A 24,570-nucleotide genomic window follows, 5' to 3' on the forward strand; every position below is an offset into this window, starting at 1 on the left:
GTACTCCGCCTATCCACCCATTTCGAAATCATGCCTGCTGGGGCCGTCCGCGCCATGCGGGAGGGGCATCCGGGTCATGAGGGGCACTCTCGGTCAATGCGGTGCAAGGGGAGCGTGCCGACGACAATGCCACGGTTCGCGCCGGTGCGCGCCGCGTCGTCGCGCACTTGGCCGCATTAATCCCGCCGGAGGTGTCCGAAGGGTGCCCGGAACGCGGGCAACAAGGTGAGTGCGGGCCGCTACCGGGGCGGCGACCGGGCGGCGAAGGGGGTGCTCCGTGCGAGTATCGGTGGTCGTCAGCGAAGACTTACGGAAGGCAGATCGTGGCCGAGCAGCTTTACGCCACCTTGAAGACCAGCCAAGGCGACATCGAGATCCGGCTCCTGCCGAACCACGCGCCCAAGACGGTCAAGAACTTCGTCGAGCTCGCCACGGGCGAGCGCGAGTGGACGAACCCGTCGACCGGTCAGAAGTCGACGGACAAGCTGTACGACGGCACCGTCTTCCACCGCGTCATCAGCGGCTTCATGATTCAGGGCGGCGACCCGCTGGGCAACGGCACGGGTGGCCCGGGGTACGAGTTCGGCGACGAGTTCCACCCGGACCTCGGATTCAACAAGCCCTACCTGCTGGCGATGGCCAACGCGGGCCCGGGCACCAACGGTTCGCAGTTCTTCCTGACGGTGTCGCCCACCGCGTGGCTGACCGGCAAGCACACCATCTTCGGTGAGGTCGCGGGCGAGGCCGGCAAGAAGGTGGTGGACGCCATCGCGGCGGCGCCGACCAACCCGCGCACCGACCGTCCGCTGCAGGACGTGGTGATCGAGTCGGTCGTCATCGAGACCCGCTGACCACAGCCGGCCGTAGGCCGATGCCACGCGAAGGGACCCGGGTGGGAAACCTTGCGGGATCCCGTGGGGACCCGAGGGGCCCCTGTGGGGAACCAACCGCCCTGCTCGTCCGTACTGTTACATAACGGGCGAGCGGGGCGGTGGCATGTGCGCCGCCTCCACGGACGAGGACCGAAGGGGCCGTGACCGATGGAGCAGCAGCAGCCGCCAGAAGGCCAGGATCCGTCAGCGGCCACGGAGGGTCCGCTCACGTGCTACCGGCACCCGGGCAGGGAGACGGGGATCCGCTGCGTACGGTGCGAGCGGCCGATCTGTACCGACTGCATGATCAGTGCCTCGGTCGGCTTCCAGTGCCCCGAGTGCGTCCGTGAGGGCTCCGGTTCGGGGCATCACTCGGCGGCGAACCGGCCGCGCACCCTGGCGGGCGGCACCGTCGCGGAGGACCCCCGGCTGGTCACCAAGATCCTGCTCGGCCTCAATCTCGCGGTGTTCGTCGCCGTTTGGGTCACCGGCAGGTCCTGGCTGGTCGACGATCTCCTGCTGTTCGGCCGTGCCTATTCGGGCGACGCGGGGGCCGGTGTCGAGGGGGTCGCCGAGGGACAGTGGTACCGCCTGGTGACGTCGATGTTCCTGCACCAGGAGGTGTGGCACATCGCCTTCAACATGATGGGCCTGTGGTGGCTCGGCGGGCCGCTGGAGCAAGCGCTGGGCCGTGCCCGCTACCTCACGCTCTACCTGCTCTCCGGTCTTGCGGGCAGCGCGCTCACCTACTGGCTCTCCGCACCCGGGCAGGGTTCGCTCGGGGCTTCGGGTGCCATCTTCGGGCTGCTCGGTGCCACTGCTGTGCTGATGCGCCGGATGAACTACGACATGCGGCCGGTGATCGCGCTCCTCGTGGTGAACCTGATCTTCACCTTCAACCCATGGGGCGGCATCGCCTGGCAGGCGCACGTCGGCGGACTGGTCGCCGGCACCCTGATCGCGATCGCCATGGTGCACGCACCGCGCGAACACCGGAATCTCGTGCAGTACGGAGCCTGTGCACTGGTCCTGGTGGCGGTCGTCGGGATCGTCCTCGCCAGGACCGCGGCGATCACCTGAGCGGAATCAGGTGTTCAGAGACCGAGCCAGGGGCTGAGTTGTCCACAGAGCGTGCCGGATCTTGTGCATGACGTGGGGAACAGGTGTGCCCCTTGTCGCTGAACTGGGTTTTTCCAGTCAGGACAAGGGGCGTACCCTCCCGCGATGCGAGAGCCTGCAGTCACACCGGCGTCAACTTCGACGGAAGTTATCCACAGATCGTCTGACCTTTTCCCCTGTCTGTGGATAACTCTGTGGGTAACTTCAGGGCAGGGCTACTTCCACTGGGTGGAGACGCCGAAGCCGCCGGCGATGAAGCCGAAGCCGACCACGATGTTCCAGTTGCCCAGGGCATCGATCGGCAGGTCACCCTCGGTGACGTAGAACACCACGATCCAGGCCAGACCGATCAGGAAGAGCGCCAGCATGACTGGCGCCACCCAACTGCGGTTGGTCAGCTTTATGTTGGTTGCCTGCTTCGCCGGGGGAGGCGTGAAGTCGGCCTTCTTGCGGATACGTGACTTCGGCACGAGGGGCTCTCCTGTCGATGCGCTGCGTGACCGCGCAGGGATCTGTGGCTGGCGCCGGGGGCGCAAGGGGGAATGCTGCCTCCCCGGGGCGTCCGTTAGCGTAGTGCTTCCGTGGCGCCTAAGGAGATAAGGGTACGTTGAGCAATTCTGCCGACTCTCCTCAATCGCCGGTCCGGCGCATGTCCCGATGGCCGGTCCGGGGGCTCACCGCTGCCGTTTTCGCGCTCGCCGGACTGATCTTCGTCACCAGCGCGAACACGGCCAAGGGCACCGATATCCGCACGGACTCCTCCCTGCTCAAGCTCTCCGACCTCATCCAGCAGCGGAGCGAGCACAACGCCGAGCTGGACGAATCGACCGCCTCCGTGCGTGCCGACATCGACGCGCTCGCCCAGCGTGACGACGGGAGCACCAGGGCGCAGGACGCAAAGCTCGCCGCCCTGGAGCGGGCCGCCGGCACCAAGAAGCTCACCGGCGCGGCCATCGGCGTCACCCTGAACGACGCCCCGCCGAACGCCACGGCCAACCCCGGCTACCCCGAGCCGCAACCCAATGACCTGGTCATTCACCAGCAGGATCTGCAGGCTGTGGTCAACGCGCTCTGGGAGGGCGGAGCCCGCGGTATCCAGGTGATGGACCAGCGGCTGATCTCGACGAGCGCGGTCCGCTGCGTCGGCAACACGCTGATCCTGCAGGGCAGGGTCTACTCGCCGCCGTACAAGGTCACGGCCGTGGGCGACCAGGACAAGCTCAAGCAGGCGCTCAACGACTCCGCGGCGATCCAGAACTACCAGCTGTACGTGAAGGCGTACGGCCTGGGCTGGAAGGTCGACGAGTACGACAGGACGACCCTTCCCGGCTACTCGGGCACGATCGATCTCCACTACGCACAGCCTGTGGAGTGACCGCCCGCCCCACCTGCTTTCCACAGCTGACCCCCGCCTGTGCCCGGGCCCTTTAGTCTGGTGCCGTACCGAATGGAGGCGACAGCATGTACGGCTGGATCTGGCGGCATCTGCCGGGCAACACATGGGTGCGGGGCTTCATCTCGCTCGTGCTCGTCCTGGCCGTTGTCTACGCGCTCTTCCAGTACGTCTTCCCCTGGGCGGAGCCTCTGCTCCCGTTCGGTGATGTGACGGTGGACGGCGACAGCACCGGCGGAGCGGGGACCGGTCAGTGAGCGCACGCATTCTCGTCGTCGACAACTACGACAGCTTTGTCTTCAACCTCGTCCAGTACCTCTACCAGCTCGGTGCCGAGTGCGAGGTCGTGCGCAACGACGAGGTGACCACGGGGCACGCCCAGGACGGCTTCGACGGCGTCCTGCTGTCTCCCGGTCCCGGCGCGCCCGAACAGGCGGGCATCTGCATCGACATGGTGCATCACTGCGCGCGGAGCGGCGTTCCGGTCTTCGGCGTCTGTCTGGGGATGCAGTCGATGGCGGTCGCGTACGGCGGCGTGGTGGACCGTGCGCCCGAGCTGCTGCACGGCAAGACCTCCCCCGTGATCCACGAGGGCAAGGGAGTCTTCGCCGGACTGCCGTCGCCCTTCACCGCGACGCGCTACCACTCGCTCGCCGCCGAGCCGGATACCGTTCCGCCCGAGCTCGAGGTCACGGCGCGCACCGCCGACGGCATCATCATGGGGCTGCGCCACCGCGAACTGGCGGTGGAGGGTGTGCAGTTCCACCCGGAGTCGGTGCTCACGGAACACGGTCACCTGATGCTCGCCAACTGGCTGGAGCAGTGCGGCGATGCGGGGGCGGTCGCGAGGTCGGCGGGGCTTGCCCCGGTGGTGGGCAAGGCCGCCGCGTGACCCCACTCCGCCCCGAACCCGATGCCGGGCAGGAAGGCCCGTACGCGCAGGGAGCGTACGAGGGCGACGGCATGTTCGAGGCGGCGGTGGACAGGCTCGCCGACCCGCTGAACGATCCGCTTCCGGGGCAGCACGCGTCGCCCTGGTTCCGGGCGGAGGGAGTTCCGGCGGGCGGGACGGCCGTTCCGGCGGGGGGTGCCGCCCGGCCTGAGCCCCCGGTGGAGGCTCAGCAGGCGTCTCAGCAGCCCCAGCAGCCCCCCAGGGAGTGGTACGACCCCGAGGGGTATCAACGGGACTGGTACGGGCAGCAGGGGCCGCAGGAACCGGCTCCTCAGCCGGTTCCTGCCCCTCGCGAAGCCGTGATCCCCGATCCGGGGCCGCCCGCAGGGGTCCGCGCCCCCGCTCCCCCGGTTCCGAACGACGAGACGGTCGCCCTGCGGACAGCCGATACGCGGCGCGCGGAGCGGACGCCCGAAGGCGATGAGCCGGTGGCCGACGACGTGGCCGACCCGCCCGCGACGGGCGGGCGGGCCGAGCGCAGACGGGCGGCCAAGGGGCGCGGAAGACGGCGCGGGGAACCCGTGCGCGAGGCGGGAGCGGGCACGGCGAAGCCGGCCGTCCCGATGTCGCGGCTGGAGGCCCGGCGCGCGGCCCGTGCCGCCAAGGACAGCCCGGCTGTCGTCGCCAGCAGGGTCGTCGGCGAAGTGTTCATCACCTTCGGTGTGCTGATGCTGCTGTTCGTCACGTATCAGCTGTGGTGGACCAACATCAGGGCCGACCAGCTCGCCGGCCGGGAGACCAACAAGATCCAGGACGAATGGGCGAACGGCGAGCGCACACCGGGTGCGTTCGAGCCCGGCCAGGGCTTCGCCATCATGCACATCCCGAAGCTGGACGTGGTCGCCCCGATCGCCGAGGGCATCAGCAAGGACAAGGTGCTCGACCGGGGCATGGTCGGTCACTACGGCGAGGGCAAGCTGAAGACCGCGATGCCGTCGGCGAAGCAGGGGAACTTCGCGGTGGCGGGTCACCGCAACACCCATGGCGAACCGTTTCGCTACATCAACAAGCTGAAGCCGGGCGACCCGATCGTAGTCGAGACGCAGGACGCGTACTACACCTACGAGATGTTCAGCATCCTTCCCCAGACGTCACCGTCCAACGTCTCGGTGATCGGCGAGGTGCCGCCGGGTTCCGGTTTCACCGGCCCGGGCAGGTACATCACGCTGACGACGTGTACGCCGGAATTCACGAGTACGTACCGAATGATCGTGTGGGGCAAGATGGTCGAGGAACGACCGCGCAGCAAGGGCAAGCCCGACGCGCTCGTCGGCTGAACATCATCACGACAGGGACGGGTGCGGTGGCAGCGAGGACCGAGCACGAAGAGCGCGCCGACGAGTCGGCGCCACCGGTGCGACGCAGCAGTGCCCGCCATCCCGTCGCGGCGGCCGTCAGCGTCTTCGGTGAGCTGCTGATCACCGCCGGCCTGGTACTCGGGCTGTTCGTCGTCTACTCGCTGTGGTGGACCAACGTGCTCGCCGACCGCGAGGCCGACAAACAGGGCAACACCATCCGCGACCGCTGGGCGGGCGGACCGGGAGCCCTGGACACCGGGGACGGTATCGGCTTCCTCCATGTGCCCGCCATGAAGAACGGCGAGGTGCTGGTCAAGAAGGGCACCGACCCCAAGACCCTCAACAACGGCATCGCCGGCTACTACACGGACCCGGTGAAGTCGGCCCTGCCCACGGACGAGCAGGGCAACTTCACGCTGGCCGCGCACCGGGACGGGCACGGCGCAAAGTTCCACAACATAGACAAGGTGAAGAAGGGTGACGCGGTCGTCTTCGAGACCAAGGACACCTGGTACGTCTACAAGGTCTTCGCGGAGCTCCCCGAGACGTCGAAGTTCAACGTCGACGCGATCGCACCGGTCCCGAAGGGGGCGGGCGTGAAGAAGCCCGGCCGCTACATCACGCTGACCACGTGCACACCGGTCTACACGTCGAAGTACCGCTACATCGTGTGGGGCGAGCTGGTGCGGACCGAGAAGGTCGACCGGGACAGGACGAAGCCGGCGGAGCTGCGCTGAGGCAGCTGCCCTTCCGCAGCGTCTTCGTGCCGGCGAACTCCTGCATCTCGCCGCTCCGCACCGAACGGTACGGAGCGAAGTCCTTGCACCGGACGACCAGCCGACGGCCGTAGGCGGTGAATCAGCAGTCCTGCGAGGAGCGCACAGCAAAGGGCCCCGCTCACCTCGAGGTGAACGGGGCCCTTTGCTGTGCTGCGTTCTACAGGTCAGTCCGCCGTGCCGGACGGGCCGCCGAAGATGTTGCCGTCTCCGCCGCCGTTGCCCGGCAGGGTCTGAACGTTGACCGCGCTGTTCTTGGCGACCATCTGACCCACCCCGGGCTGGAAGCCGACGACCCTCGCCGCGTCGTCGTTCTGGCCCTGCACGTTGCCCAGCTGCAGACCGGCCTGGGCCAGGGCGGCCTTGGCCTCGCCGAGCGTCTTGCCCTGCAGGTCGGGGACCGCGACCTGCTCGGGCTGGGCCGGGCCCTTGGAGACCTTGAGGACGATCTGGACGTCCTTGGCCTGCTTGCTGTTCGCCTCCGGGGTCTGCTCGACGACAGTGCCCAGGGGCTCCTGGGAGTCGACGTCGGTCCTGGAGACGTTGGCGAAGCCCACGCCCTTCAGCTGTGCCTCGGCGTCCGTGAACTGCCTGCCGACCACGGAAGGCACGTTCTGCGTGGCCTCCTTGGCCACGGTGATCGTGACCTCGGACTCCTTCTCGGCCTTCGTGCCGCCCTCGGGGTCCTGCTTGGTGACCGTGCCCGGGGTCGCCTCGGACTCGACCGCCTTGACGGTCACCGTGAAGCCCTTGTCCTCCAGCTCCTTGCGGGCGGTCTCCTCGGTCTTCTCGACGACGCTGGGGACCTCGACCTTCGGAGCACCGGTGGAAACGACGACGGTGACGGTGCCGCCGACCTCCAGCGTGCCGCCCTCCGGGGACTGGCTGCAGATCTTGTCCTTCTCCTGGGTCTCGCAGGGCTCCTTCGCTCCGACCTTGAGGACGAGCTCGGAATTCTGCGCGAGTTTCTGCGCGTCCTCCAGGGTCGAGCCGACCATGTTCGGGACGTCGGCCTTGCCGCTGCCCCCGTCGGTGGAGCTGAAGACCTCACGGCCGATGAGGATCGCGCCGATGAGCACCAGGATGCCTGCGACGACCAGCAGGATCGTCGAGGTGTTGCTCTTCTTCTGGCGCCGGCGGTCAGGGCGGTCGTCGTAGCCGTAGCCGCCGTCGTCCGGGTTGACCGGAGGCAGCATGGACGTCTGGGCGCCGCCCGGGTCCGTCTGGCGCAGGGCCGTGGTGGGCTGGTCGTTGCCGTAGGCGTCGTAGCCGCCGTAGCCCGCCGCGCCCATCGCTGCCGTGGCCGCGACCGGCTGGCCGTCGAGGCAGGCCTCGATGTCGGCGCGCATCTCGTCGGCCGACTGGTAGCGGTAGTCGGGGTCCTTGGTGAGGGCCTTCAACACGATCGCGTCCATCTCGGGCGTGATCTCGGGGTCGAAGTTGCTCGGCGGCTGCGGCTCTTCCCGTACGTGCTGGTAGGCAACCGCGACGGGCGAGTCCCCGACGAAGGGGGGCCGGACCGCCAGGAGTTCGTAGAGCAGGCAGCCGGTCGAGTACAGGTCGGAGCGTGCGTCGACCTGTTCGCCCTTGGCCTGCTCCGGGGAGAGGTACTGGGCGGTGCCGATGACCGCCGCGGTCTGCGTCATCGTCATGCCGGAGTCGCCCATGGCGCGGGCGATGCCGAAGTCCATGACCTTGACCTGGCCGGTGCGCGTCAGCATGACGTTCGCCGGCTTGATGTCGCGGTGGACGATCTGGGCGCGGTGCGAGTACTCCAGGGCCTGGAGGATGCCGACCGTCATTTCGAGCGTGCGCTCGGGCAGCAGCTTGCGGCCGGAGTGCAGAAGTTCTCTGAGGGTCGACCCGTCGACGTACTCCATCACGATGTACGGGATGGAGACCCCGTCGACGTAGTCCTCGCCGGTGTCGTAGACAGCGACGATCGCGGGGTGGTTGAGCGAGGCGGCCGACTGGGCCTCACGGCGGAACCGGGCCTGGAAGGACGGGTCGCGGGCGAGATCCGCCCGCAGCGTCTTCACAGCGACGGTGCGGCCGAGCCGGGTGTCGTGCGCGAGGTAGACCTCGGCCATGCCACCACGGCCGAGCACCGAGCCCAGCTCGTACCGGCCGCCGAGGCGACGCGGCTCTTCCATAACTGATCCAGCCCTCTCCGTCAGTCCCGACCGCACCCGTGTGTGGTCCGGCGGTGCGCTGTTCGCGCATACGCTACCGGGCACTCCCGGCGTGATCAGCCCGCACCCGTCACCTGATATCCGACCGGTATCCCAATGTGCTGGTGTTGACGGATGTTGTGACGGGTGTCACTACTTTCCGTCCAGAACCGCCTGCATCACACTCTTGGCGATCGGCGCGGCCAGGCCGCCGCCGGAGATGTCGTCCCGGTTGGCATTGCCGTCCTCGACGACCACGGCGACAGCGACGGGTGAGCCGCTGTCGGTCTTGGCGTACGAGATGAACCAGGCGTAGGGCTTCTCGCTGTTGTTGAGCCCGTGCTGGGCGGTTCCGGTCTTGCCACCGACTGTGACGCCGTCGATCTGCGCGTTGGTTCCCGTGCCGTTCTTGACCACGGTCTCCATCATCTGCTGCAGCTTCTGGGCGTTCTCACCCGAGAGGGGCTGGCTGAGCTGCTCCTTCTCGTGGGTGTAGACGGGGTCCAGATTGGGGGCCTGCCGCTGGGCGACCATGTACGGCTGCATGAGCTTGCCGTCGTTGGCGATCGCGGACGCCACCATCGCCATCTGGAGCGGTGTGGTGCGGTTGGACGCCTGGCCGATGCCCGCCATGGCGTTCTGCGGCCGGTTGTCCTTCGGGTAGATGCTGGCGTCGGCGCGGACGGGAGTGAAGACTTCCTCGTTGAAGCCGAACTTGCCGGCCTGCTCGATCATCTTGTCGTTGCCGAGGTCGTCGCTCATCTTGCCGAAGACGGTGTTGCAGGACCAGCGCAGCGCCTCCCGGAGCGAGGCGTTCTTGCAGGGGATGTTCCCCTCGTTCTGCAGCAGGTTGGTCGACTGCGGGAGCCGCCAGGGCAGCGGGGAGTCCGTCTTCGCGTCGATGTCGGTGTAGAGGCCGTTCTCCAGTGCCGCGGCGGCCGTGACGACCTTGAACGTCGAGCCGGGCGGGTAGGTCTCCCGCAGGGCCCGGTTCAGCATCGGCTTGTCCTTGTCCTTCAGGAGCTTCTGCCGGGCGTCCGAGTCCTTGAGGGTGTTGCCCGCGAAGACCGAGGGGTCGTACGAGGGGGTACTGGCCAGGGCCAGGATGGCGCCGGTCTGCGGGTCGAGCGCGGCGACGGCGCCCTTCTTGCTGCCGAGCCCTTCGAAGGCGGCCTTCTGGGCGGCGCCGTCGAGGGTGGTGACGATGTTCCCGCCGGTCTTCTTCTCGCCGGTGAACATCGAGAGCGTCCGGTCGAAGAACAGCTGGTCGTCATTGCCGGTGAGGATGCCGTCCTCGAGGCTCTCCAGCTGGGAGGCGTCGAAGGCCTGCGAGGAGTAGCCGGTGACGGGCGCCCACATGGGGCCGTTCTTCCAGACCCGCTTGTACTTGAAGTCGCTTCCGGTGGTCTCGACGGAGCCGGTGACCGGCTCCCCGTCGACGATGATGTTGCCGCGCTCGTGGGCGTAGCGCTCGATCTGGACGCGGCGGTTGTGCTCGTTGGAGTTGAGCTCGTCGGCGCGGACGTACTGGAGGTAGTTGGTGCGGATCAGCAGGGCCAGTACGAGGATGCCGCAGAAGATCGCGATCCGGCGGAGGGGCTTGTTCACGGTCGGACCACCTGGGTCATCTCGGCGTCCGGGGATGGTGCGGGGGCCGGCGCCGGACGGCGTGCGGTGTCGCTGATTCTGATCAGGATGCCGATCAGGGCCCAGTTGGCGATGACGGACGAACCACCGGCCGCGAGGAACGGCATGGTCATACCGGTCAGCGGGATGAGACCCATGACACCGCCGGCGACGACGAAGACCTGGATCGCGAAGGAGCCGGAGAGGCCGATCGCCAGGAGCTTGCCGAAGGGGTCACGGGCGGCGAGCGCGGTGCGAACACCGCGTTCGACGATCAGACCGTAGACGAGCAGAACGGCCATCATTCCGGCGAGGCCGAGTTCCTCGCCGACGGTGGCGAGGATGAAGTCGGAGTTGGCGGCGAAGCCGATCAGGTCGGAGTTGCCCTGGCCGAGGCCGGTGCCGAGGGTGCCGCCGGAACCGAACGCCATCAGGGACAGGGCCATCTGCTCGCTGGCGGCCTCCTTGCCCCATCCCGCGAACGGGTCGAGCCAGGCGGTGACGCGGTCCTGGACGTGCGGCTCGAAGGTGGCCACACCGACGGCTCCGGCCGCGGACATCAGCAGACCGAAGACGATCCAGCTGGTGCGCTCGGTGGCGACGTACAGCATGACGACGAACATGCCGAAGAACAGCAGCGAGGAGCCGAGGTCGGTCTCGAAGACCAGGATGAGGATCGAGAAGGCCCAGACCATGAGGATCGGACCGAGGTCGCGACCGCGCGGCAGGTAGAGCCCCATGAAGCGGCGGCTGGCCAGGGCCAGGGCGTCGCGCTTGACCATGAGGTAGCCGGCGAAGAACACCGCGATGATGATCTTGGCGAACTCTCCGGGCTGGATCGTGCCGACACCGGGGATCTTGATCCAGATCTTGGCGCCGTTCACCGCGGGGAAGAACATCGGAAGGATCAGCAGGAACAGCGCCACCAGCATGGAGATGTAGGTGTAGCGCTGCAGGATGCGGTGGTCCTTCAACGCGACCAGGACGACGACCAGGAGCGCGACGCCCACAGCCGAGAACAGCAGCTGCTTGGAGGCGGCGGCCACGAAGTTCTCGGTCTGCTGGAACCGCTCCGACTGGTCCAGCCGCCAGATGAGGGCCAGGCCCAGACCGTTCAGCAAGGTCGCCAGTGGCAGCAGCAGCGGGTCGGCGTACGCGGCGAACCTGCGGACGGCGAGGTGCGCCACGCCGCCGAGCAGGGCGAGGCCGAGCCCGTAACCGAGCATGCCGGAAGGCAGCTCGCCGTTGAGGGCGAGGCCGACGTTGGCGTACGCGTACACCGAGATGAGAACGGCGAAGACAACCAGCGCCAGTTCGGTGTTGCGGCGGCTCGGCGCATCGATCGCGCCGATGGTGGTGGTGTTGGTGACAACGCTCATGGTGCTGAAGGCCCCCTACGGCTTTACTGCTTACCGCACTGCGGGACCAGCTTCTTCTCTTCCTCCGAGAGGCTGGGGCCGGGAGTGGGAGTCGCGGTCGTCTTGGTCCCCTTGGCGGAGGATGTCCTGGCGGCGGGGGCACCGGCGGTGCCGCCTGCCTCGCCCTGGCCCGTGGCGGCATTGCTGTCCGCCTCGGCTGCGCGGCGCTGCGCGTCCTTCTTGCAGGCGGAGGCCTGCGCTTCGAGCTCACTGACCTTCTTGCGGGCATCGGCGAGGTTGCCCTCGGCGATGGTCGCCTCGACCTGCTTGCGCTGGTAGGGCGGGAGGTACTTGAGTTCGATCTTGGTGCTCTCCTCGACCTTCGAGAGCGAGACCCATGCGAGGTCCTGGCTGATGCCGCGGAACAGTGCGACGTTCTCGTCCTTGGCGCCCACGTAGAACTGGGTCTGGGTCCACCGGTAACCGCCGTACACGCCGCCGCCGATGACGGCCAGCGCGAGGACGATGTAGAAGGACCGCTTCAGCCACCTGCGGCCGCCGCGGGGCTTGACGAAGTCGTCGTCGCTGTAGGAGTTGAAGGCGCCGTCCGGACCGGAGCCGTAGCCCATGTCGTCACCGCTGCCGGGCGGGCCGAAGCCTCCGGAGGGCGGCGGGACGGGACGGCCGAGGCCGGCCGCGCGTCCTGCGGGCGTTTCCATGGCCCGGCTGTCGCCCTGCTGGGCGGCCTGGTTCTCGGCGACCGCCCCGACGATGACCGGGGTGTCGTTGAGCTGCCCGGCCAGGGTGTCGTTGCTGTCGACGTCCAGGACGTCGGCGACGATGCAGGTGATGTTGTCGGGGCCACCGCCGCGCAGGGCGAGCTGGATGAGCTCCTGAATGGTCTCCTGAGGGCCCTGGTAGCTGGCCAGGGTCTCTTCCATCGTCTGGTGAGAAACGACACCGGAGAGCCCGTCCGAGCAGATCAGGTAGCGGTCACCGGCGCGGACCTCACGGATGGAGAGGTCGGGTTCGACATGGTCGCCGCTGCCCAGGGCCCGCATCAGCAAGGAGCGCTGCGGGTGGGTGGTGGCCTCCTCCTCGGTGATCCTGCCCTCGTCGACGAGACGCTGCACCCAGGTGTGGTCCTGGGTGATCTGCGTCAGGACGCCGTCGCGCAGCAGGTAGGCGCGGGAGTCGCCGACGTGGACGAGGCCCAGGCGCTGGCCGGTCCAGAGCAGGGCGGTGAGCGTCGTGCCCATGCCCTCCAGCTGGGGGTCCTCCTCGACCATGACCCGCAGCTGGTCGTTGGCCCGCTGGACCGCCGTACCGAGCGAGGTGAGGATGTCGGAGCCCGGTACGTCGTCGTCGAGCTGGACGAGCGTGGAGATCACCTCTGAGCTGGCGACCTCACCGGCCGCCTGGCCACCCATGCCGTCGGCGATGGCGAGAAGGCGGGGACCGGCGTAGCCGGAGTCCTCGTTCCCTTCCCGGATCATGCCCTTGTGCGATCCGGCGGCGAAGCGCAGCGACAAGCTCATGCGCACCTCGCCCGTCGGTTCGGGGTACAGCCGGTCTCGAGCCACACTGCCCACCCTCCGGTCGGGAGCCGGGCCGGGTCCTTTGTCAGGACCGCCGCGGCTCGCTCGCTCCGCTCGCTCATTGTCGTACTACTTCCGCAGCTCGATGACGGTCTTGCCGATGCGGATCGGCGCGCCCAGCGGAACAGGTGTCGGGGTGGTGAGCCGGGTCCGGTCGAGATAGGTGCCGTTGGTGGACCCTAGATCCTCGACGATCCACTGGCCGTCACGGTCCGGGTAGATCCTGGCATGCCTGCTGGACGCGTAGTCGTCGTCCAGCACGATCGTTGAGTCGTGCGCCCGGCCCAGGGTGATGGTCTGGCCCTGGAGCGCGACGGTGGTGCCGGTGAGCGTGCCTTCGGAGACGACCAGCTTGGTGGGTGCCCCGCGCCGCTGGCGACCGGGCTGCTGGCGCTGCTGAGGCGGCGCTGCCTGCTGTTGGCGAGCCTGTTGCGGGCGCGCGTCGGCTGCAGTGCGGCGTGAGCCGCGCTGCGTGACGCGCGTTCCGAACAGGTCGCTGCGAATGACCTGGACGGCCACGATTACGAATAGCCACAGAACAGCTAGGAAACCTAGCCGCATGACCGTCAGGGTCAGCTCTGACATTGCCCCCGCTTCACCCTTCGGCTTGCCGGTAAACGATGGTGGTGCTGCCCACGACGATCCGCGAGCCGTCGCGGAGCGTAGCGCGGGTGGTGTGCTGCCCGTCTACCACGATGCCGTTGGTAGACCCGAGATCCTGGATCGTCGAGGGCGTTCCGGTCCGGATCTCACAGTGCCGGCGCGATACGCCGGGGTCGTCGATCCGCACGTCGGCGTCGGTGCTTCGTCCCATCACCAACGTCGGGCGGGAGATCTGATGGCGGTTGCCGTTGATCTCGATCCAGCGCCGCACCTGCGCGTCGGGCGCGGGCCCGGACGCGGCCGGCGGGCGCCAGTCGCTGGAAGGGCCTCCCGGGCGCCCGGAGCCCGGCGGCGGGGCCGCGGGCATGGGCGGGGGGGAGGTCGGGGGGTAGCCGTAGCCGCCCGGCGCCTGTGGGGCCGCGGGACGGTTCGGCTGGGCGTGGGGTGCGGGACCGCCCTGCTGGCCCTGCTGTGACGAACTCGACGCCAGGGTCCGGCTGCGTACCCGGTAGAGCCCCGTGTCGAGGTCGTCCGCCTTCTCCAGATGGACCTTGATGGGTCCCATGAAGGTGTACCGCTGCTGCTTGGCGTAGTCCCTGACCAGGCCGGACAGCTCGTCGCCGAGCTGACCCGAGTACGGGCTGAGCCGCTCGTAGTCGGGGGTGCTGAGCTCGACGATGAAGTCGTTGGGCACGACCGTCCGCTCGCGGTTCCAGATCTGTGCGTTGTTGTCGCACTCGCGCTGGAGGGCTCCCGCGATCTCGACCGGCTGCACCTCGGACTTGAAGACCTTGGCGAAGGTGCCATTGACCAGACCTTCGAGACGCTGCTCGAAACGCTTCATGACTCCCATGGGGCACCTCCTCCGGTGTCGTCGTCCCTGTACTGCTTACTGATCGTATCCACGCGTCGGGAAATCGGCTGGTTCCCCTTGTCTGCACAGTGGATGAGTGTCACCTCTCACACGGATCGTAGAGGTGGCCTCCTGACAGTGTCCCGCACTCCGGGTGCACTCAGGAGGAGTGGGGGCGTCGGCCCCGCGTTCCCGGTTCCCTCCGTGCGTTCGGCGAAACAACGGATGTGAATCCACCCTGTCCACCGTGCTAATCTTCCGGATGTCGCCAGGCGCTCGCACCACTCGGTGGGAGAGTCTGAAAACACCACTCATGCGCGAGTGGCGGAACGGCAGACGCGCTGGCTTCAGGTGCCAGTGTCCTTAGGGACGTGGGGGTTCAAATCCCCCCTCGCGCACAACGGGCAGTTGCTTGCAGCTGCCGGGTTGGTTCGACAGAACCCCCGCTCAGGAGAGATCCGGAGCGGGGGTTCTTCGTTGTGCGGAGCCACGGGCCTGCTCGGAGTCCGGCGTGGTGCGGATCCCCGGCCGGTTGCGGATCGACCTGCCGGCCGTGGATCCATCGGCCGGTTGCGGATCCTTCTGCCCGGCTAGCGTGATCCGCGTGAAATCCACCCTCGTCGGCTCGGTCCTGCTGTGGGCGGCACTCAACGTCCCGGCTGTCGCCCTCGTCCCCGGATCCGGACTCGACGGGAGCCGGCGGTGGGAGACCCTCTTCGGCGCCGTGGCCGTCGGCATTGCCGTCGCGGTGCGGCGTACGCGGCCGCTGGTGTCCCTGGCCCTGTGTGCGGGGCTGTGGTGGACTCTCGCGCTGCTGCTCGACGATGTCGACTCCGTCGCCGTCATGGCCAGTCTTCCGGCCGTGTGTGTCATGAGTTACGCCGTGGGACGGCTGCCGGTGGATCGGCGGGCTGCGCTGAGGGTGCTGGGTCCGGTGGGTGTCGCGGCGGTGGTCGGCGGTGTCCGGTCGGGGCTGACGGTGCCCATGTGGGCGGTGCTGGCGTCGGGGCTGATCTTCGCCGGGCTGCTCCCCTGGCTGCTGGGCCGGTACACGCGCCAGAGGGACGAGCTTCAGGTGGCCGGCTGGGAGCATGCCAGGCAGTTGGAGCTCCAGCAGCGCAGCAGGGTCGAGCAGGCACGGATGCGGGAGCGGGCACGTATCGCGGAGGACATGCACGACTCCCTGGGGCATGAACTGAATCTGATCGCTCTGCGGGCCGGGGCTCTGCAGATGGCTCCGGACCTGGGGGACCACCATCGGGAGACGGCCGCGGGGCTTCGCGCGGGTGCGGCCGAGGCGATGGAGCGGCTGCGGGACATCATCGGAGTCCTGCGCGAGGACGGTGCTCCGGCGCCGTTGGAGCCTTCGCATGCCGGTGTGGGGGTGCTGGTGGACCGGGCACGTGCCTCAGGCGCGGGGGTGGAGCTCCGGTGCACCGGACAGGCCGGTGAACTGCCGGGCATGACGGACAAGGCTGTGTACCGGGTGGTGCAGGAGTCGTTGACCAATGTGATGAAGCACGCTCCCGGGTCGGCGGTGACCGTGCGACTGGATCACACCCCGCTCGACGTCACTGTGGCCGTACGGAACGGTCCACCGGTCCGGGACCCGCTGGAGAGCCGCGCGCAGGGAGGTCGCGGGTTGATAGGGCTGCAGGAGCGGACCCGGCTGGCGGGCGGTGAATTCCGGGCGGGCGTGCTGCCTGACGGTGGGTTCGAGGTGACGGCGCGGCTCCCGCGCGTGCCGGGCCGGGCAGGTGTCGGCGCAGGGGCGGATGGGGCGGCGGTCGGCGTCCCGGAGGCAATTCCGGCCGGGGCGCTGCCTGCCGGAGCGGGACCTGCCGGCGTACCGCCGGTCGGTTCGGGGCAGGGAGCGGCTTTCGGCGGACTCATGCGTGCCACGGCGGGGCTGCGGCGGCGTTTCGTCGTTGCGGTCGGCCTTCCGCTCGGTCTGTTCGCCTGCCTCGCCGCCGCGATGCTGGGCTATTACGCGTACGGGGCCGCTTCTTCGGTGCTTCAGCCGTCCGCGTATGCGCAATTGGAGATCGGTGCACCTGCGGGCGCGGTCGGCCGGCTGCTTCCGTCCAGGGAAATGAGCGACGCCCCTTCCGAGCACCGGCCCGAGCCGTCGGGAGCCACCTGCAGCTATTACCGGGCCAGTGGCGAGCTGTTCGTCGCCGTCGACGTGTACCGCCTGTGCTTTGCCCACGACCGGCTGGTCGACAAGACCGAGTTGACGGCCGAATCGCGCCTCCAGGCAGATCACGGCTGATGTCGGCGGATGCCGAAGGTCGTTCCACGGCAGGACGAAAGTGGGGGTGACGGCTTGCTTTCGCGGGATGTGGCCGTACCCGGCCGGAACCTACGTTCCAGATGACATGGAGGCGCGGGAATCGGCATACGGAGAGTGGCACCGAGTATGTACAACAAGGTGGTTCAGCCGGAAGACGTGGTCCGCTCGGCCAAGGCGGGTCCGGAGTACGGGGTCGGCGTGTACCGCGACATCACGGAATGGGCAGCCGGCACGTCTGGGTGGGTGCAGAGGCTGGGTGAATTGGTCACCGAGGGCGGAATTCTCGTGTTCGTCGTTCTCTTCGTGGTCCAGTGGTGGAGGGCCCGTACGCGCGACAGCAGAGCGATGGCCCACGCTCTGCTCGCCCCGCTCGTTGTCGCCGTGGTCTATGTCGTCAGCGAGATCGTCAAGGTCTGGCTTCATGAGGAGCGCCCCTGCCGGGACATCCCCGGCGTCAGACCGATCGCCTCGTGCCCGGCGCCGGGCGACTGGTCCTTTCCCAGCAACCACGCCGTCATCGCTGCCGCGTCGGCCATGACTCTCGTGCTCACCTGGCGCCTGGTCGGTCTGCTGGTCCTGCCCCTTGCGGTGCTGATCGCCCTGTCCCGCGTCTACGTGGGCGTTCACTATCTGCACGATGTGGCGGCCGGTCTGCTGCTCGGAGCGCTGGGTGCCCCGCTGCTGCTGGGAGTTCTGGCGGCGCCCGGCAGCTGGGCGGTGGGCCGGCTGAGGGGGCAGAGGGGGCTGGTGCCCGTTCTGGGGCGCTGAGGGGCCTTCTGGCGGCGATGGGGGCCGGGGCCCGATTCAGGCGCCGGCGTCGATCAGCCCGGTCTCGTAGGCGACGATCGCGGCCTGGACCCGATTGCGTACACCCAGCGCGGAGAAGACCGACCCCACGTAGCTCTTGACCGTGCCCTCCACGACGTGGAGCCGCTGCCCGATCTCCGCATTGGACAGCCCGCTGCCGAGCAGGACAAGCACCTGCCGTTCCCGCTCGGTCAGCGCGTCCACCCTCGCGCGCAGTGCGGTGCTGCGCGCGTTGGCCTGCGCGCCGGCGCCCCGGTTCAGTTCGGCGATGACGTGCTGTGCCACTTTCGCGGAGAGATGGGAGGCGCCGGCTGCCGCGGTGTGCACGCCGGCAAGCAACTCGCGTGGGTCCCCCGACTTGAGCATGAAGCCGCTGGCCCCACCGCTGAGCGCCCTGCTGACGTATTCGTCTTCGGAGAATGTGGTCAGGACGAGGACGGAAATTCCGGTGGAGGCCCGCTTGATTTCCTCAGTGGCCGCGAGTCCGTCCATGACCGGCATGCGGATGTCCATGAGGACGACATCGGGGCGGTGTTCAAGGGCCAGCGCGACAGCTTCACGGCCGTCGGCGGCCTCGGCCACGACGTCGATCTCGGGATCTCCGGAGAGGATGGCGCGGATTCCGGCGCGGATCATCGCCTCGTCGTCGGCCAGAACGATTCGGATCGTAGGGATGGCTGTCTCCGCTTCCCGTTCGGTGATGAATAGGGACCAGCGGATGACCGTAACGGGGATGGCGGCTGGACGCGGCCGTTGTTTCACGTGAAACGTCGGATCCGCACCGTAGGGGAGCCGTACGGGACGTGGGCGGGCGCCCGTCCAGGAGTCGCGTGGGGGAGAAATCAGGGCCACGAAGCACTGGTCTGCTCCGTGGCCCCGGCTGTGCTGTCCGGTTGCCCCGGATGGTTCCGGTCGCTCAGGCGGCGAGACGTGCCGCGAGGGCCTTGGCCTTCTCTGTGGCGTCGGTGAATGCCTGGGCGCGGGAGGCATCGGCGAGCGGAATGAGTTCGGCCATCTCGGGCTTCGAGTGTGCCAGCGTCAACTCCGGGACGATGAAATCGACTTCGACGCCGAACATGCCGGTCAGTACCTTCTCCAGGTAATTCTGGACGAACTCGAACTCCTCGCGAGGAGTGCCGGGGGCGTACGAGCCGCCCCGACTGGCGACGACGGTGACAGGGGTGCCGGTGACCGGGCTGTCGGCGCCGACGTTGTGTCCGACGATGATCACCTGATCCAGCCACGCCTTCAGGGTGGACGGGATCGAGAAGTTGTACATCGGAGCGCCGATCAGTACGGCGTCCGCGCCCGCCAGCTCGGCGGCCAGCTTGCTGCGCAGCGCGTCGTCGGCACCGGCGGAAACGGCCGTGGCATCCAGGTGGGGCAGGGGGTCGGCGGCGAGATCGCGGTACACGACCTGACCGCCGGGATGCTGCTCGCGCCAGGTCTCGACGAATGCGGCGGTGATCGCGCGAGACGCGGAGTCCTGGGGGAATACAGCGGAGTCGAGGTGCAGAAGCGTGGCCATGGGGATCTCCACAGGGAGTCGGGTGGACGGGGCTCGGTTCCGGGGTCACGGGCGCGCCGTGAGGGTTCCGAGCGAGCCCGTGTTTCGTACGTACCTATTGATAACATAGTCGCTTACTTTTCATAAGTCCCTCACGGTGACGCAGTACTCTGGAGCCATGGCAGATCACGACGCACAGGCCTGTCGGCGGGTGGATGTGGGCATCAGCCGCGTCTTCGAGCTGTTCGGGAAGCGGTGGACGGGCCCGATCGTCTCGGTGCTGATGCAGCATCCGGTGCACTTCGCGGATCTGCGGCGGGCGATTCCGGGCATCAGTGAGCGCATGCTCTCGGACCGGCTCTCCGAGCTGGGGGCCGCAGGTCTGGTCGTGCGCGAGGTCGACGAGGGGCCTCCGCTGCGCGTCTCGTACCGCTTGACGGAGGCCGGTGCCGCGATGGAGCCGGCGCTCAAGGAGCTTGGGCAGTGGGCCGACACGTATCTGATCGATTCGGGCGGCTGCTGACCTGTCTGCCGGGGGCCGGTGGTGCGAGTGATCACCTGGCGGTCCGGACCCGTGGTGCGGGTGATCGTCTGCCGGGTGGGCCGGTGGTGCGGGTGGACGTCTACCGCGTGGTGTCGCCGTCACCGGTCATGTTGTAGCGCAGCAGGTACTCCGCAAACTGCGCCAGATCATTCGCTGTCCACTCGGAGAGGCGCTCCCGGTAGGCCGCGCGGCGGCTCGCCTGGGTCGAGGCGAGTGCCTGAGTGCCCGTCGCGGTGGGGTGCAGCACCTGGATGCGGTGATCGTCCGGGTCCGGATGACGCTCGACCAGGCCGAGCTTCTCCAGGGCGGCGACCTGTCGGCTGACCGTCGACTTGTCCAGCATGTAGTGCGCCGCCAGGTCGGTTGCACGGCAGCCGTGCCGGTGGTCGATGTGGGCGAGCAGCGTGTACGAGACCAGGGGCAGCTCAGGGTGGAGGCGTGCCGCGGCTGAGCGTGCACGGCGTGCGAAGGCGGTCAGTTCGCGCTGGATGACATCCAGCGACTCTTCGCGTTCCCGGGGGGCGCCTGCCACGGAGTCACCTTTCTCGAAATCTAGATGTATGCTACAACGAATTAGAGGTTGTAAAAGCCAACGATTGGAGGCTGCCCGAATGTCCGCAGGTCCGAGTGCGCCGTCCGGCTCCACTGCCGGTGCGCTGCGTCATGTACTCAGCCATCTCGTTACGCCGCTGCTGATGTGCGTCGGCATGGGGCTCGCTTACCTGGGTGCCTTTCACGCTCCGGAACCGCACGACCTGAGGGTGGACGTCGTCGGCTCGGGGGCGAGTGCCGACGTGCTCGCACAGACCTTGCAGGACAGGGGTGACGGTGCATTGAGTGTGCGTACGGTAGCCGACCGCGACACTGCGGTGAACCACCTGCGGACACAGCAGAGCTACGGTGCCTACCTGCCGGGGAGCAGCCCCGAACTGATCGTGGCCACCGCCTCGTCGGACACCAGCGCGACGGTGGTGCAGAAGGTCTTCACCGAGGTCGCCGCCGAGCAGGGGGCGCCCCTCAAGGTGACGAATGCCGAGCCGACCGCGGACGGCGATCCGACCGGGCAGGGGATCTTCTTCCTGCTGGTGGCCGTCAGCATCGGGTCGTACGCGTCGGTCGCGGTGATCGGCGGCGCAGGGGCGGTGCTGGCGCTGCGGATCAGGGCGGCGCTCGCCGTCGGCGCCTCGCTCGTGGTGAGCGTGATCGGTGCGGTGTTCGCAGGGCCGCTGTTCGGCCTCGTGGACCACGGGCTCGGCGGGCTCTGGGCCATGGCGTGGCTCTACTCGGCGGGAATACTGCTGATCGGTGTCGGGCTGCACACCTTTCTCAAGCGGTGGACCACGCTCGGCGTGATGGTGCTCTTCGTCATGCTCAACTTCACCAGTTCGGGCGGCATCTTCCGGCCCGAGCTCCAGCCGGGATTCTTCGGCTCGCTCCATGCCTTCTGGAACGGTGCGGGCTTCGTCGAAGGTGTACGCAGCCATGTGTACTTCGGCGGCCACGCACTGGGCGGCCATGTGCTGGTGCTCGCGCTGTGGTTCGTGGCGGGACTGGCCGTCGTGGGTGTGGCCGGCGCGGCCGAGGCGAAGGGCCGTCGCGCGGCTTCCGAACTGTCCCGCGCCGAAGCCCTGGCCGCGTCGAAGGTGGGGGCCGAGGAGGAGATGGAGGAAGCGGTCGGAGTCTGAGCTGCTCGCGGCCGCCCTGGGCTTGTCCACAGGCCGGTTCCCGGAGTTGTCCACAGGGGCAGACGGCCGTCGCGGGACAGCTGTACCGTCGTCCGCAGTTGATGTTGGACGAACGGGTCGACAAGGCGGGGGAGGCGGCGCTCCATGAGCGAAGTCGATGCGACGGTGCCGGTACAGCGGGCGACAGCGGCAGATGCGCGCATTCCGGTCGTGCCCGGGTTTGCGCAGCGTGTGGGCACAGGGGCGTCGTCGGCAACGGCGGACGGGGAATCTCCGAAGGCTGCGGGCAAGGCGCTGCGGGCGACGGTTCCTCGGGCCTCGCACAGCTCCCTGGTCCTTCCTGCCGGCCGGCCCGACGCGGTGCAGGCGGTCGAGGAGTCGAACCGCGGCAGGGTGCCCGGCCTCACGCCGATCCGGGTGGGGCGGATGGCCGCTACACCGTTCGCCTTCATGCGCGGCTCGGCCGGGCTGATGGCCCACGACCTCATGGGTACGCCGGTCACGGGTGTGGGCGCACAGCTCTGCGGCGACGCGCATGCGGCCAACTTCGGGCTGTACGGCGATGCCCGCGGCAGCCTCGTCATCGATCTGAACGACTTCGACGAGACCGTCTTCGGCCCGTGGGAGTGGGACCTCAAGCGGCTCGCCACCTCGCTGGTGCTCGCGGGCCGCGAAGCCGGTGCGGACGAGGACACCTGCCGCCAGGGCGCGTACGACACGGTGGGTGCCTACCGTCGCACCATGCGCCTGCTGGCCGCGCTGCCCGCACTCGACGCCTGGAACGCCATCGCGGACGAGGAGCTCGTCTCGCACACCGATGCCCGGGACCTCCTCGGGACACTGGAGCGGGTGTCGGCGAAGGCCCGTAACAACACGAGTGCACGCTTCGCCGCCAGGTCCACGGAGGACTCCGAGGACGGCGGACGGCGCTTCGTCGACGCACCACCTGTGCTGCGCCGGGTGCCGGACGCGGAGGCGGCGGCGGTCGCGGCGGGTCTGCACGGTTACCTCGGCACGATTTCGGAGGACCGGGTTCCGCTGCTGGCCCGGTATGCGATCCACGATGTGGCGTTCCGGGTGGTGGGCACGGGCAGCGTGGGCACCCGGTCGTACGTGGTGCTGCTACTCGATCACCGGGGTGAGCCGCTGGTCCTGCAGGTAAAGGAGGCCCGGCCCTCCGCGTTGGCGCCCTATCTCCCGCAGGCCGGCTTCGATGTGCCGGACGTGGTGCACGAGGGGCGCCGGGTGGTGCTCGGGCAGAAGCGGATGCAGGTCGTCAGTGACATATTGCTCGGTTGGGCAGAGGTCGACGGCAGGCCCTTCCAGGTACGGCAGTTCAGGAATCGCAAGGGCAGCGTGGACCCGGCCGCTCTCGCCGCGGACCAGGTCGACGACTACGGACGGATGACGGGCGCACTGCTGGCCAGGGCCCATGCGCACAGTGCCGATCCGCGTCTGCTTGCGGGCTACTGCGGGAAGAACGCCGAGCTGGACGAGGCGGTAGCCGATTTCGCGGTGACGTATGCGGACAGGACCGAGGCGGACCACGCCGAGCTCGTTCGGGCCGTCGGGGCCGGGCGGATAGCCGCCGAGCTCGGCGTATGACGGGCTTGCAGGCGACCGCGGGTCCTCGGTGTGCGGGCCGTGGCCATACGCTGGACGGGTGACCGACGAAGCCGCCGGGGTGCCGACCACCCGGAACGACGAAGACCGGCAGAACCACGCCCGGCAGGACGAGCCGTATGCCGCGCCCGACACGTCGCAGGGTGGCCTGCAGGGTGATGCGTACGACGCACCGCAGGCCGATCAGCACGATGCCGGTGCGGCTGGCTCCGGTGCGACCGATTCCGGCGTGGATGGCTCCGGTGCGGCCGGTGACACGGCGGATGCAGCCGGTGCGCCCCGGCCCGAGGAGCGGCTTGCCAAGGCCGTCCGGGTGGCCGAGCAGGCGCTGATCGAGTTCGAGATCGCGGTGGAGACCTTCCGGGTGGAGGTCGAGAACTTCTCCCGGCTGCATCACCAGAAGCTCGGCCCGATGTACGCGCGCCTGGACGAGCTGGATGCGCAGATCGCGGAGGCGCGGGCCGCGAAGTCCGGTGATCCGGAGGATCTGCGCAAGGCTCAGGAGGCCCGGGCGATCGTCATGCCGATGCCGGGGGTCGACGAGCTGTTCCACGACTGGATGGACTCCGACGGCCTTTCACCCGAGGCCGCGGCCATGCTCACCGAGCAGCCGGTCCGGCCTCCGAAGCGGGTCAGGCCCAGCGAGGAGGCCCGCAAGCTCTACCGCGAGCTGGCCCGCAAGGCGCACCCGGACCTGGCACCGGACGAGAAGGAACGGGCACGCCGCGATGAGTTCATCGCCCGCGTCAACGCCGCCTACGGCCGTGGAGATGTGGAGCTGCTGAAGGAGCTGGCCGGGGAGTGGGCGGCGGGCCCCGTGGCACCGGAGCTCCGGCTCAGCGAGAGCGAGGAGCTCTACGCCCGGCTGGAGTGGCTCAGCAGGCGTAAGGAACTGCTCACCGTTCTTGCCAGGGAGCTGGAGGACAGTGCGATCGGTTCGATGCTGCGGATGGCTCCGGACGATCCCGACCGGCTTCTCGACGACATCGGCGAGAAGCTGCTGGGCGAGGTGTCCCAGCGTGAGGCCGAGCTGGCGGGCCTGGTGCAGTAGCGTTTCCGGTGACTCAGGCGCGTATGTACGAGAGAAGGCATGACCCATGAATTTCGCCCCACTGCCCTCTGTGGACGTCGCTGCAGTGCCGTCGGACGGCTTCGTGCTGGACGTCCGGGAGGACGACGAGTGGTCGGCCGGGCATGTCGAGGGTGCGCTGCACATTCCCATGAGTGACTTCGTGGCCCGGTTCGGTGAGCTGACCGAGGCGGCCGACGACGGGCGGCGTGTGCATGTGATGTGCCGGGTCGGCGGCCGGTCCGCACAGGTCACCCAGTACCTGGTGCAGCAGGGGATCGACGCGGTGAACATCGACGGCGGAATGCTCGCCTGGGACGGCGCGGGGCGCCCGATGATCGCCGACAACGGCACGTCGGCCTTCGTTCTCTGAGGGCCCCTTCTGCGACGTTCCCCGAACGTTCTCCGGCTGTTTGTGAATGA

At 68.5% G+C, this 24,570-nt stretch carries 24 protein-coding genes and 1 tRNA gene; 15 read left to right on the top strand and 10 right to left on the bottom strand.

The features are described 5' to 3' along the window. Nucleotides 1-323: 323 nt before the first annotated feature. Together ACFQ6X_RS02850 and ACFQ6X_RS02855 are read left to right on the top strand one after the other, a co-directional pair. Nucleotides 324-851: a peptidylprolyl isomerase gene (locus tag ACFQ6X_RS02850; protein WP_383174870.1), complete on the top strand. Its 528-nt coding sequence runs from the start codon at nt 324-326 to the stop codon at nt 849-851. Between the two features lie 189 nt (nt 852-1,040). Then, on the top strand, nt 1,041-1,952 hold the full coding sequence (locus tag ACFQ6X_RS02855; protein ID WP_383174873.1) for a rhomboid family intramembrane serine protease: 912 nt from the start codon (nt 1,041-1,043) through the stop codon (nt 1,950-1,952). Nucleotides 1,953-2,206: 254 nt separating this feature from the next. Here the strand turns inward: ACFQ6X_RS02855 and crgA are convergent, their stop codons facing one another. After that, a complete protein-coding gene (gene crgA / locus ACFQ6X_RS02860) occupies nt 2,207-2,461 on the bottom strand; it encodes a cell division protein CrgA (RefSeq protein ID WP_329209142.1) in 255 nt (84 codons plus the stop codon). Between the two features lie 179 nt (nt 2,462-2,640). On the opposite strand from crgA, the gene ACFQ6X_RS02865 reads away from it, so the two are divergent. From ACFQ6X_RS02865 to ACFQ6X_RS02885, 5 genes are all read left to right on the top strand, one after another. Beyond that, nucleotides 2,641-3,366, top strand: a complete 726-nt coding sequence (locus tag ACFQ6X_RS02865) for a DUF881 domain-containing protein (RefSeq protein ID WP_383174877.1) — start codon at nt 2,641-2,643, stop codon at nt 3,364-3,366. An 86-nt stretch (nt 3,367-3,452) separates the two neighbouring features. Continuing rightward, on the top strand, nt 3,453-3,641 hold the full coding sequence (locus tag ACFQ6X_RS02870) for a hypothetical protein (protein ID WP_329209146.1): 189 nt from the start codon (nt 3,453-3,455) through the stop codon (nt 3,639-3,641). Beyond that, nucleotides 3,638-4,276 (top strand): aminodeoxychorismate/anthranilate synthase component II, encoded by a 639-nt coding sequence (locus ACFQ6X_RS02875; protein ID WP_383174880.1) that lies wholly within the window; start codon nt 3,638-3,640, stop codon nt 4,274-4,276. Before ACFQ6X_RS02870 ends, ACFQ6X_RS02875 begins: the two co-directional genes overlap by 4 nt. Next, the gene (locus ACFQ6X_RS02880; RefSeq protein WP_383174883.1) at nt 4,273-5,613 is read left to right on the top strand and encodes a class E sortase; all 1,341 of its coding nucleotides are present in this window, start codon (nt 4,273-4,275) and stop codon (nt 5,611-5,613) included. The genes ACFQ6X_RS02875 and ACFQ6X_RS02880 overlap by 4 nt, the downstream gene beginning before the upstream one ends. 26 nt (nt 5,614-5,639) lie before the next feature. After that, nucleotides 5,640-6,371, top strand: coding sequence for a class E sortase (locus ACFQ6X_RS02885; RefSeq protein WP_383174886.1), 732 nt, complete (start codon nt 5,640-5,642; stop codon nt 6,369-6,371). Between the two features lie 206 nt (nt 6,372-6,577). Here the strand turns inward: ACFQ6X_RS02885 and pknB are convergent, their stop codons facing one another. The 6 genes from pknB to ACFQ6X_RS02915 all read right to left on the bottom strand — a co-directional run bounded on the left by pknB (nt 6,578) and on the right by ACFQ6X_RS02915 (nt 14,619). Next, nucleotides 6,578-8,563 (bottom strand): Stk1 family PASTA domain-containing Ser/Thr kinase, encoded by a 1,986-nt coding sequence (pknB, locus tag ACFQ6X_RS02890; RefSeq protein ID WP_383174889.1) that lies wholly within the window; start codon nt 8,561-8,563, stop codon nt 6,578-6,580. A 171-nt stretch (nt 8,564-8,734) separates the two neighbouring features. Continuing rightward, a complete protein-coding gene (locus ACFQ6X_RS02895; RefSeq protein WP_383174892.1) occupies nt 8,735-10,189 on the bottom strand; it encodes a peptidoglycan D,D-transpeptidase FtsI family protein in 1,455 nt (484 codons plus the stop codon). Continuing rightward, nucleotides 10,186-11,586 (bottom strand): FtsW/RodA/SpoVE family cell cycle protein, encoded by a 1,401-nt coding sequence (locus ACFQ6X_RS02900; RefSeq protein WP_329209158.1) that lies wholly within the window; start codon nt 11,584-11,586, stop codon nt 10,186-10,188. Before ACFQ6X_RS02900 ends, ACFQ6X_RS02895 begins: the two co-directional genes overlap by 4 nt. 23 nt (nt 11,587-11,609) lie before the next feature. Continuing rightward, on the bottom strand, nt 11,610-13,103 hold the full coding sequence (locus tag ACFQ6X_RS02905; RefSeq protein ID WP_383174895.1) for a Stp1/IreP family PP2C-type Ser/Thr phosphatase: 1,494 nt from the start codon (nt 13,101-13,103) through the stop codon (nt 11,610-11,612). A gap of 129 nt (nt 13,104-13,232) precedes the next feature. After that, nucleotides 13,233-13,748, bottom strand: coding sequence for an FHA domain-containing protein (locus ACFQ6X_RS02910; protein WP_307126071.1), 516 nt, complete (start codon nt 13,746-13,748; stop codon nt 13,233-13,235). A gap of 10 nt (nt 13,749-13,758) precedes the next feature. Next, on the bottom strand, nt 13,759-14,619 hold the full coding sequence (locus ACFQ6X_RS02915; protein ID WP_383174899.1) for an FhaA domain-containing protein: 861 nt from the start codon (nt 14,617-14,619) through the stop codon (nt 13,759-13,761). A 315-nt stretch (nt 14,620-14,934) separates the two neighbouring features. On the opposite strand from ACFQ6X_RS02915, the gene ACFQ6X_RS02920 reads away from it, so the two are divergent. From ACFQ6X_RS02920 to ACFQ6X_RS02930, 3 genes are all read left to right on the top strand, one after another. Continuing rightward, a tRNA-Leu gene (locus tag ACFQ6X_RS02920) sits at nt 14,935-15,017 on the top strand. Nucleotides 15,018-15,223: 206 nt separating this feature from the next. Further along, entirely contained in the window at nt 15,224-16,891 is a 1,668-nt protein-coding gene (locus tag ACFQ6X_RS02925) for a sensor histidine kinase (RefSeq protein ID WP_383174902.1), read from the top strand. Between the two features lie 159 nt (nt 16,892-17,050). Next, nucleotides 17,051-17,680, top strand: coding sequence for a phosphatase PAP2 family protein (locus ACFQ6X_RS02930; protein WP_383174905.1), 630 nt, complete (start codon nt 17,051-17,053; stop codon nt 17,678-17,680). A gap of 36 nt (nt 17,681-17,716) precedes the next feature. On the opposite strand, the gene ACFQ6X_RS02935 is transcribed toward ACFQ6X_RS02930, so the two are convergent. Both ACFQ6X_RS02935 and ACFQ6X_RS02940 read right to left on the bottom strand, forming a co-directional pair. Further along, complete coding sequence (locus ACFQ6X_RS02935) at nt 17,717-18,355, bottom strand: response regulator (protein WP_383175388.1); 639 nt, start codon at nt 18,353-18,355, stop codon at nt 17,717-17,719. 280 nt (nt 18,356-18,635) lie between these two features. Continuing rightward, nucleotides 18,636-19,247, bottom strand: a complete 612-nt coding sequence (locus tag ACFQ6X_RS02940; RefSeq protein WP_383174908.1) for an FMN-dependent NADH-azoreductase — start codon at nt 19,245-19,247, stop codon at nt 18,636-18,638. A 157-nt stretch (nt 19,248-19,404) separates the two neighbouring features. Here ACFQ6X_RS02940 and ACFQ6X_RS02945 point away from each other — a divergent pair, with 157 nt between their 5' ends. Continuing rightward, nucleotides 19,405-19,749, top strand: coding sequence for a winged helix-turn-helix transcriptional regulator (locus ACFQ6X_RS02945; protein ID WP_383174911.1), 345 nt, complete (start codon nt 19,405-19,407; stop codon nt 19,747-19,749). 100 nt (nt 19,750-19,849) lie between these two features. Here ACFQ6X_RS02945 and ACFQ6X_RS02950 read toward each other — a convergent pair whose 3' ends face one another. Next, nucleotides 19,850-20,302 (bottom strand): MarR family winged helix-turn-helix transcriptional regulator, encoded by a 453-nt coding sequence (locus ACFQ6X_RS02950; protein ID WP_383174914.1) that lies wholly within the window; start codon nt 20,300-20,302, stop codon nt 19,850-19,852. Between the two features lie 79 nt (nt 20,303-20,381). Here ACFQ6X_RS02950 and ACFQ6X_RS02955 point away from each other — a divergent pair, with 79 nt between their 5' ends. The 4 genes from ACFQ6X_RS02955 to ACFQ6X_RS02970 all read left to right on the top strand — a co-directional run bounded on the left by ACFQ6X_RS02955 (nt 20,382) and on the right by ACFQ6X_RS02970 (nt 24,520). After that, nucleotides 20,382-21,455 carry a hypothetical protein gene (locus ACFQ6X_RS02955; protein WP_383174917.1) on the top strand — a complete coding sequence of 358 codons (1,074 nt, stop codon included), beginning with the start codon at nt 20,382-20,384 and terminating at the stop codon, nt 21,453-21,455. A gap of 144 nt (nt 21,456-21,599) precedes the next feature. Next, the gene (locus ACFQ6X_RS02960) at nt 21,600-23,060 is read left to right on the top strand and encodes a DUF2252 domain-containing protein (protein ID WP_383174920.1); all 1,461 of its coding nucleotides are present in this window, start codon (nt 21,600-21,602) and stop codon (nt 23,058-23,060) included. 58 nt (nt 23,061-23,118) lie between these two features. Next, complete coding sequence (locus ACFQ6X_RS02965) at nt 23,119-24,129, top strand: J domain-containing protein (RefSeq protein ID WP_383174923.1); 1,011 nt, start codon at nt 23,119-23,121, stop codon at nt 24,127-24,129. Between the two features lie 46 nt (nt 24,130-24,175). Continuing rightward, complete coding sequence (locus ACFQ6X_RS02970) at nt 24,176-24,520, top strand: rhodanese-like domain-containing protein (RefSeq protein ID WP_383174926.1); 345 nt, start codon at nt 24,176-24,178, stop codon at nt 24,518-24,520. Nucleotides 24,521-24,570 lie beyond the last annotated feature (50 nt).

Source organism: Streptomyces sp. NPDC056452, from assembly GCF_042796085.1.
Taxonomy (GTDB): Bacteria; Actinomycetota; Actinomycetes; order Streptomycetales; family Streptomycetaceae; genus Streptomyces.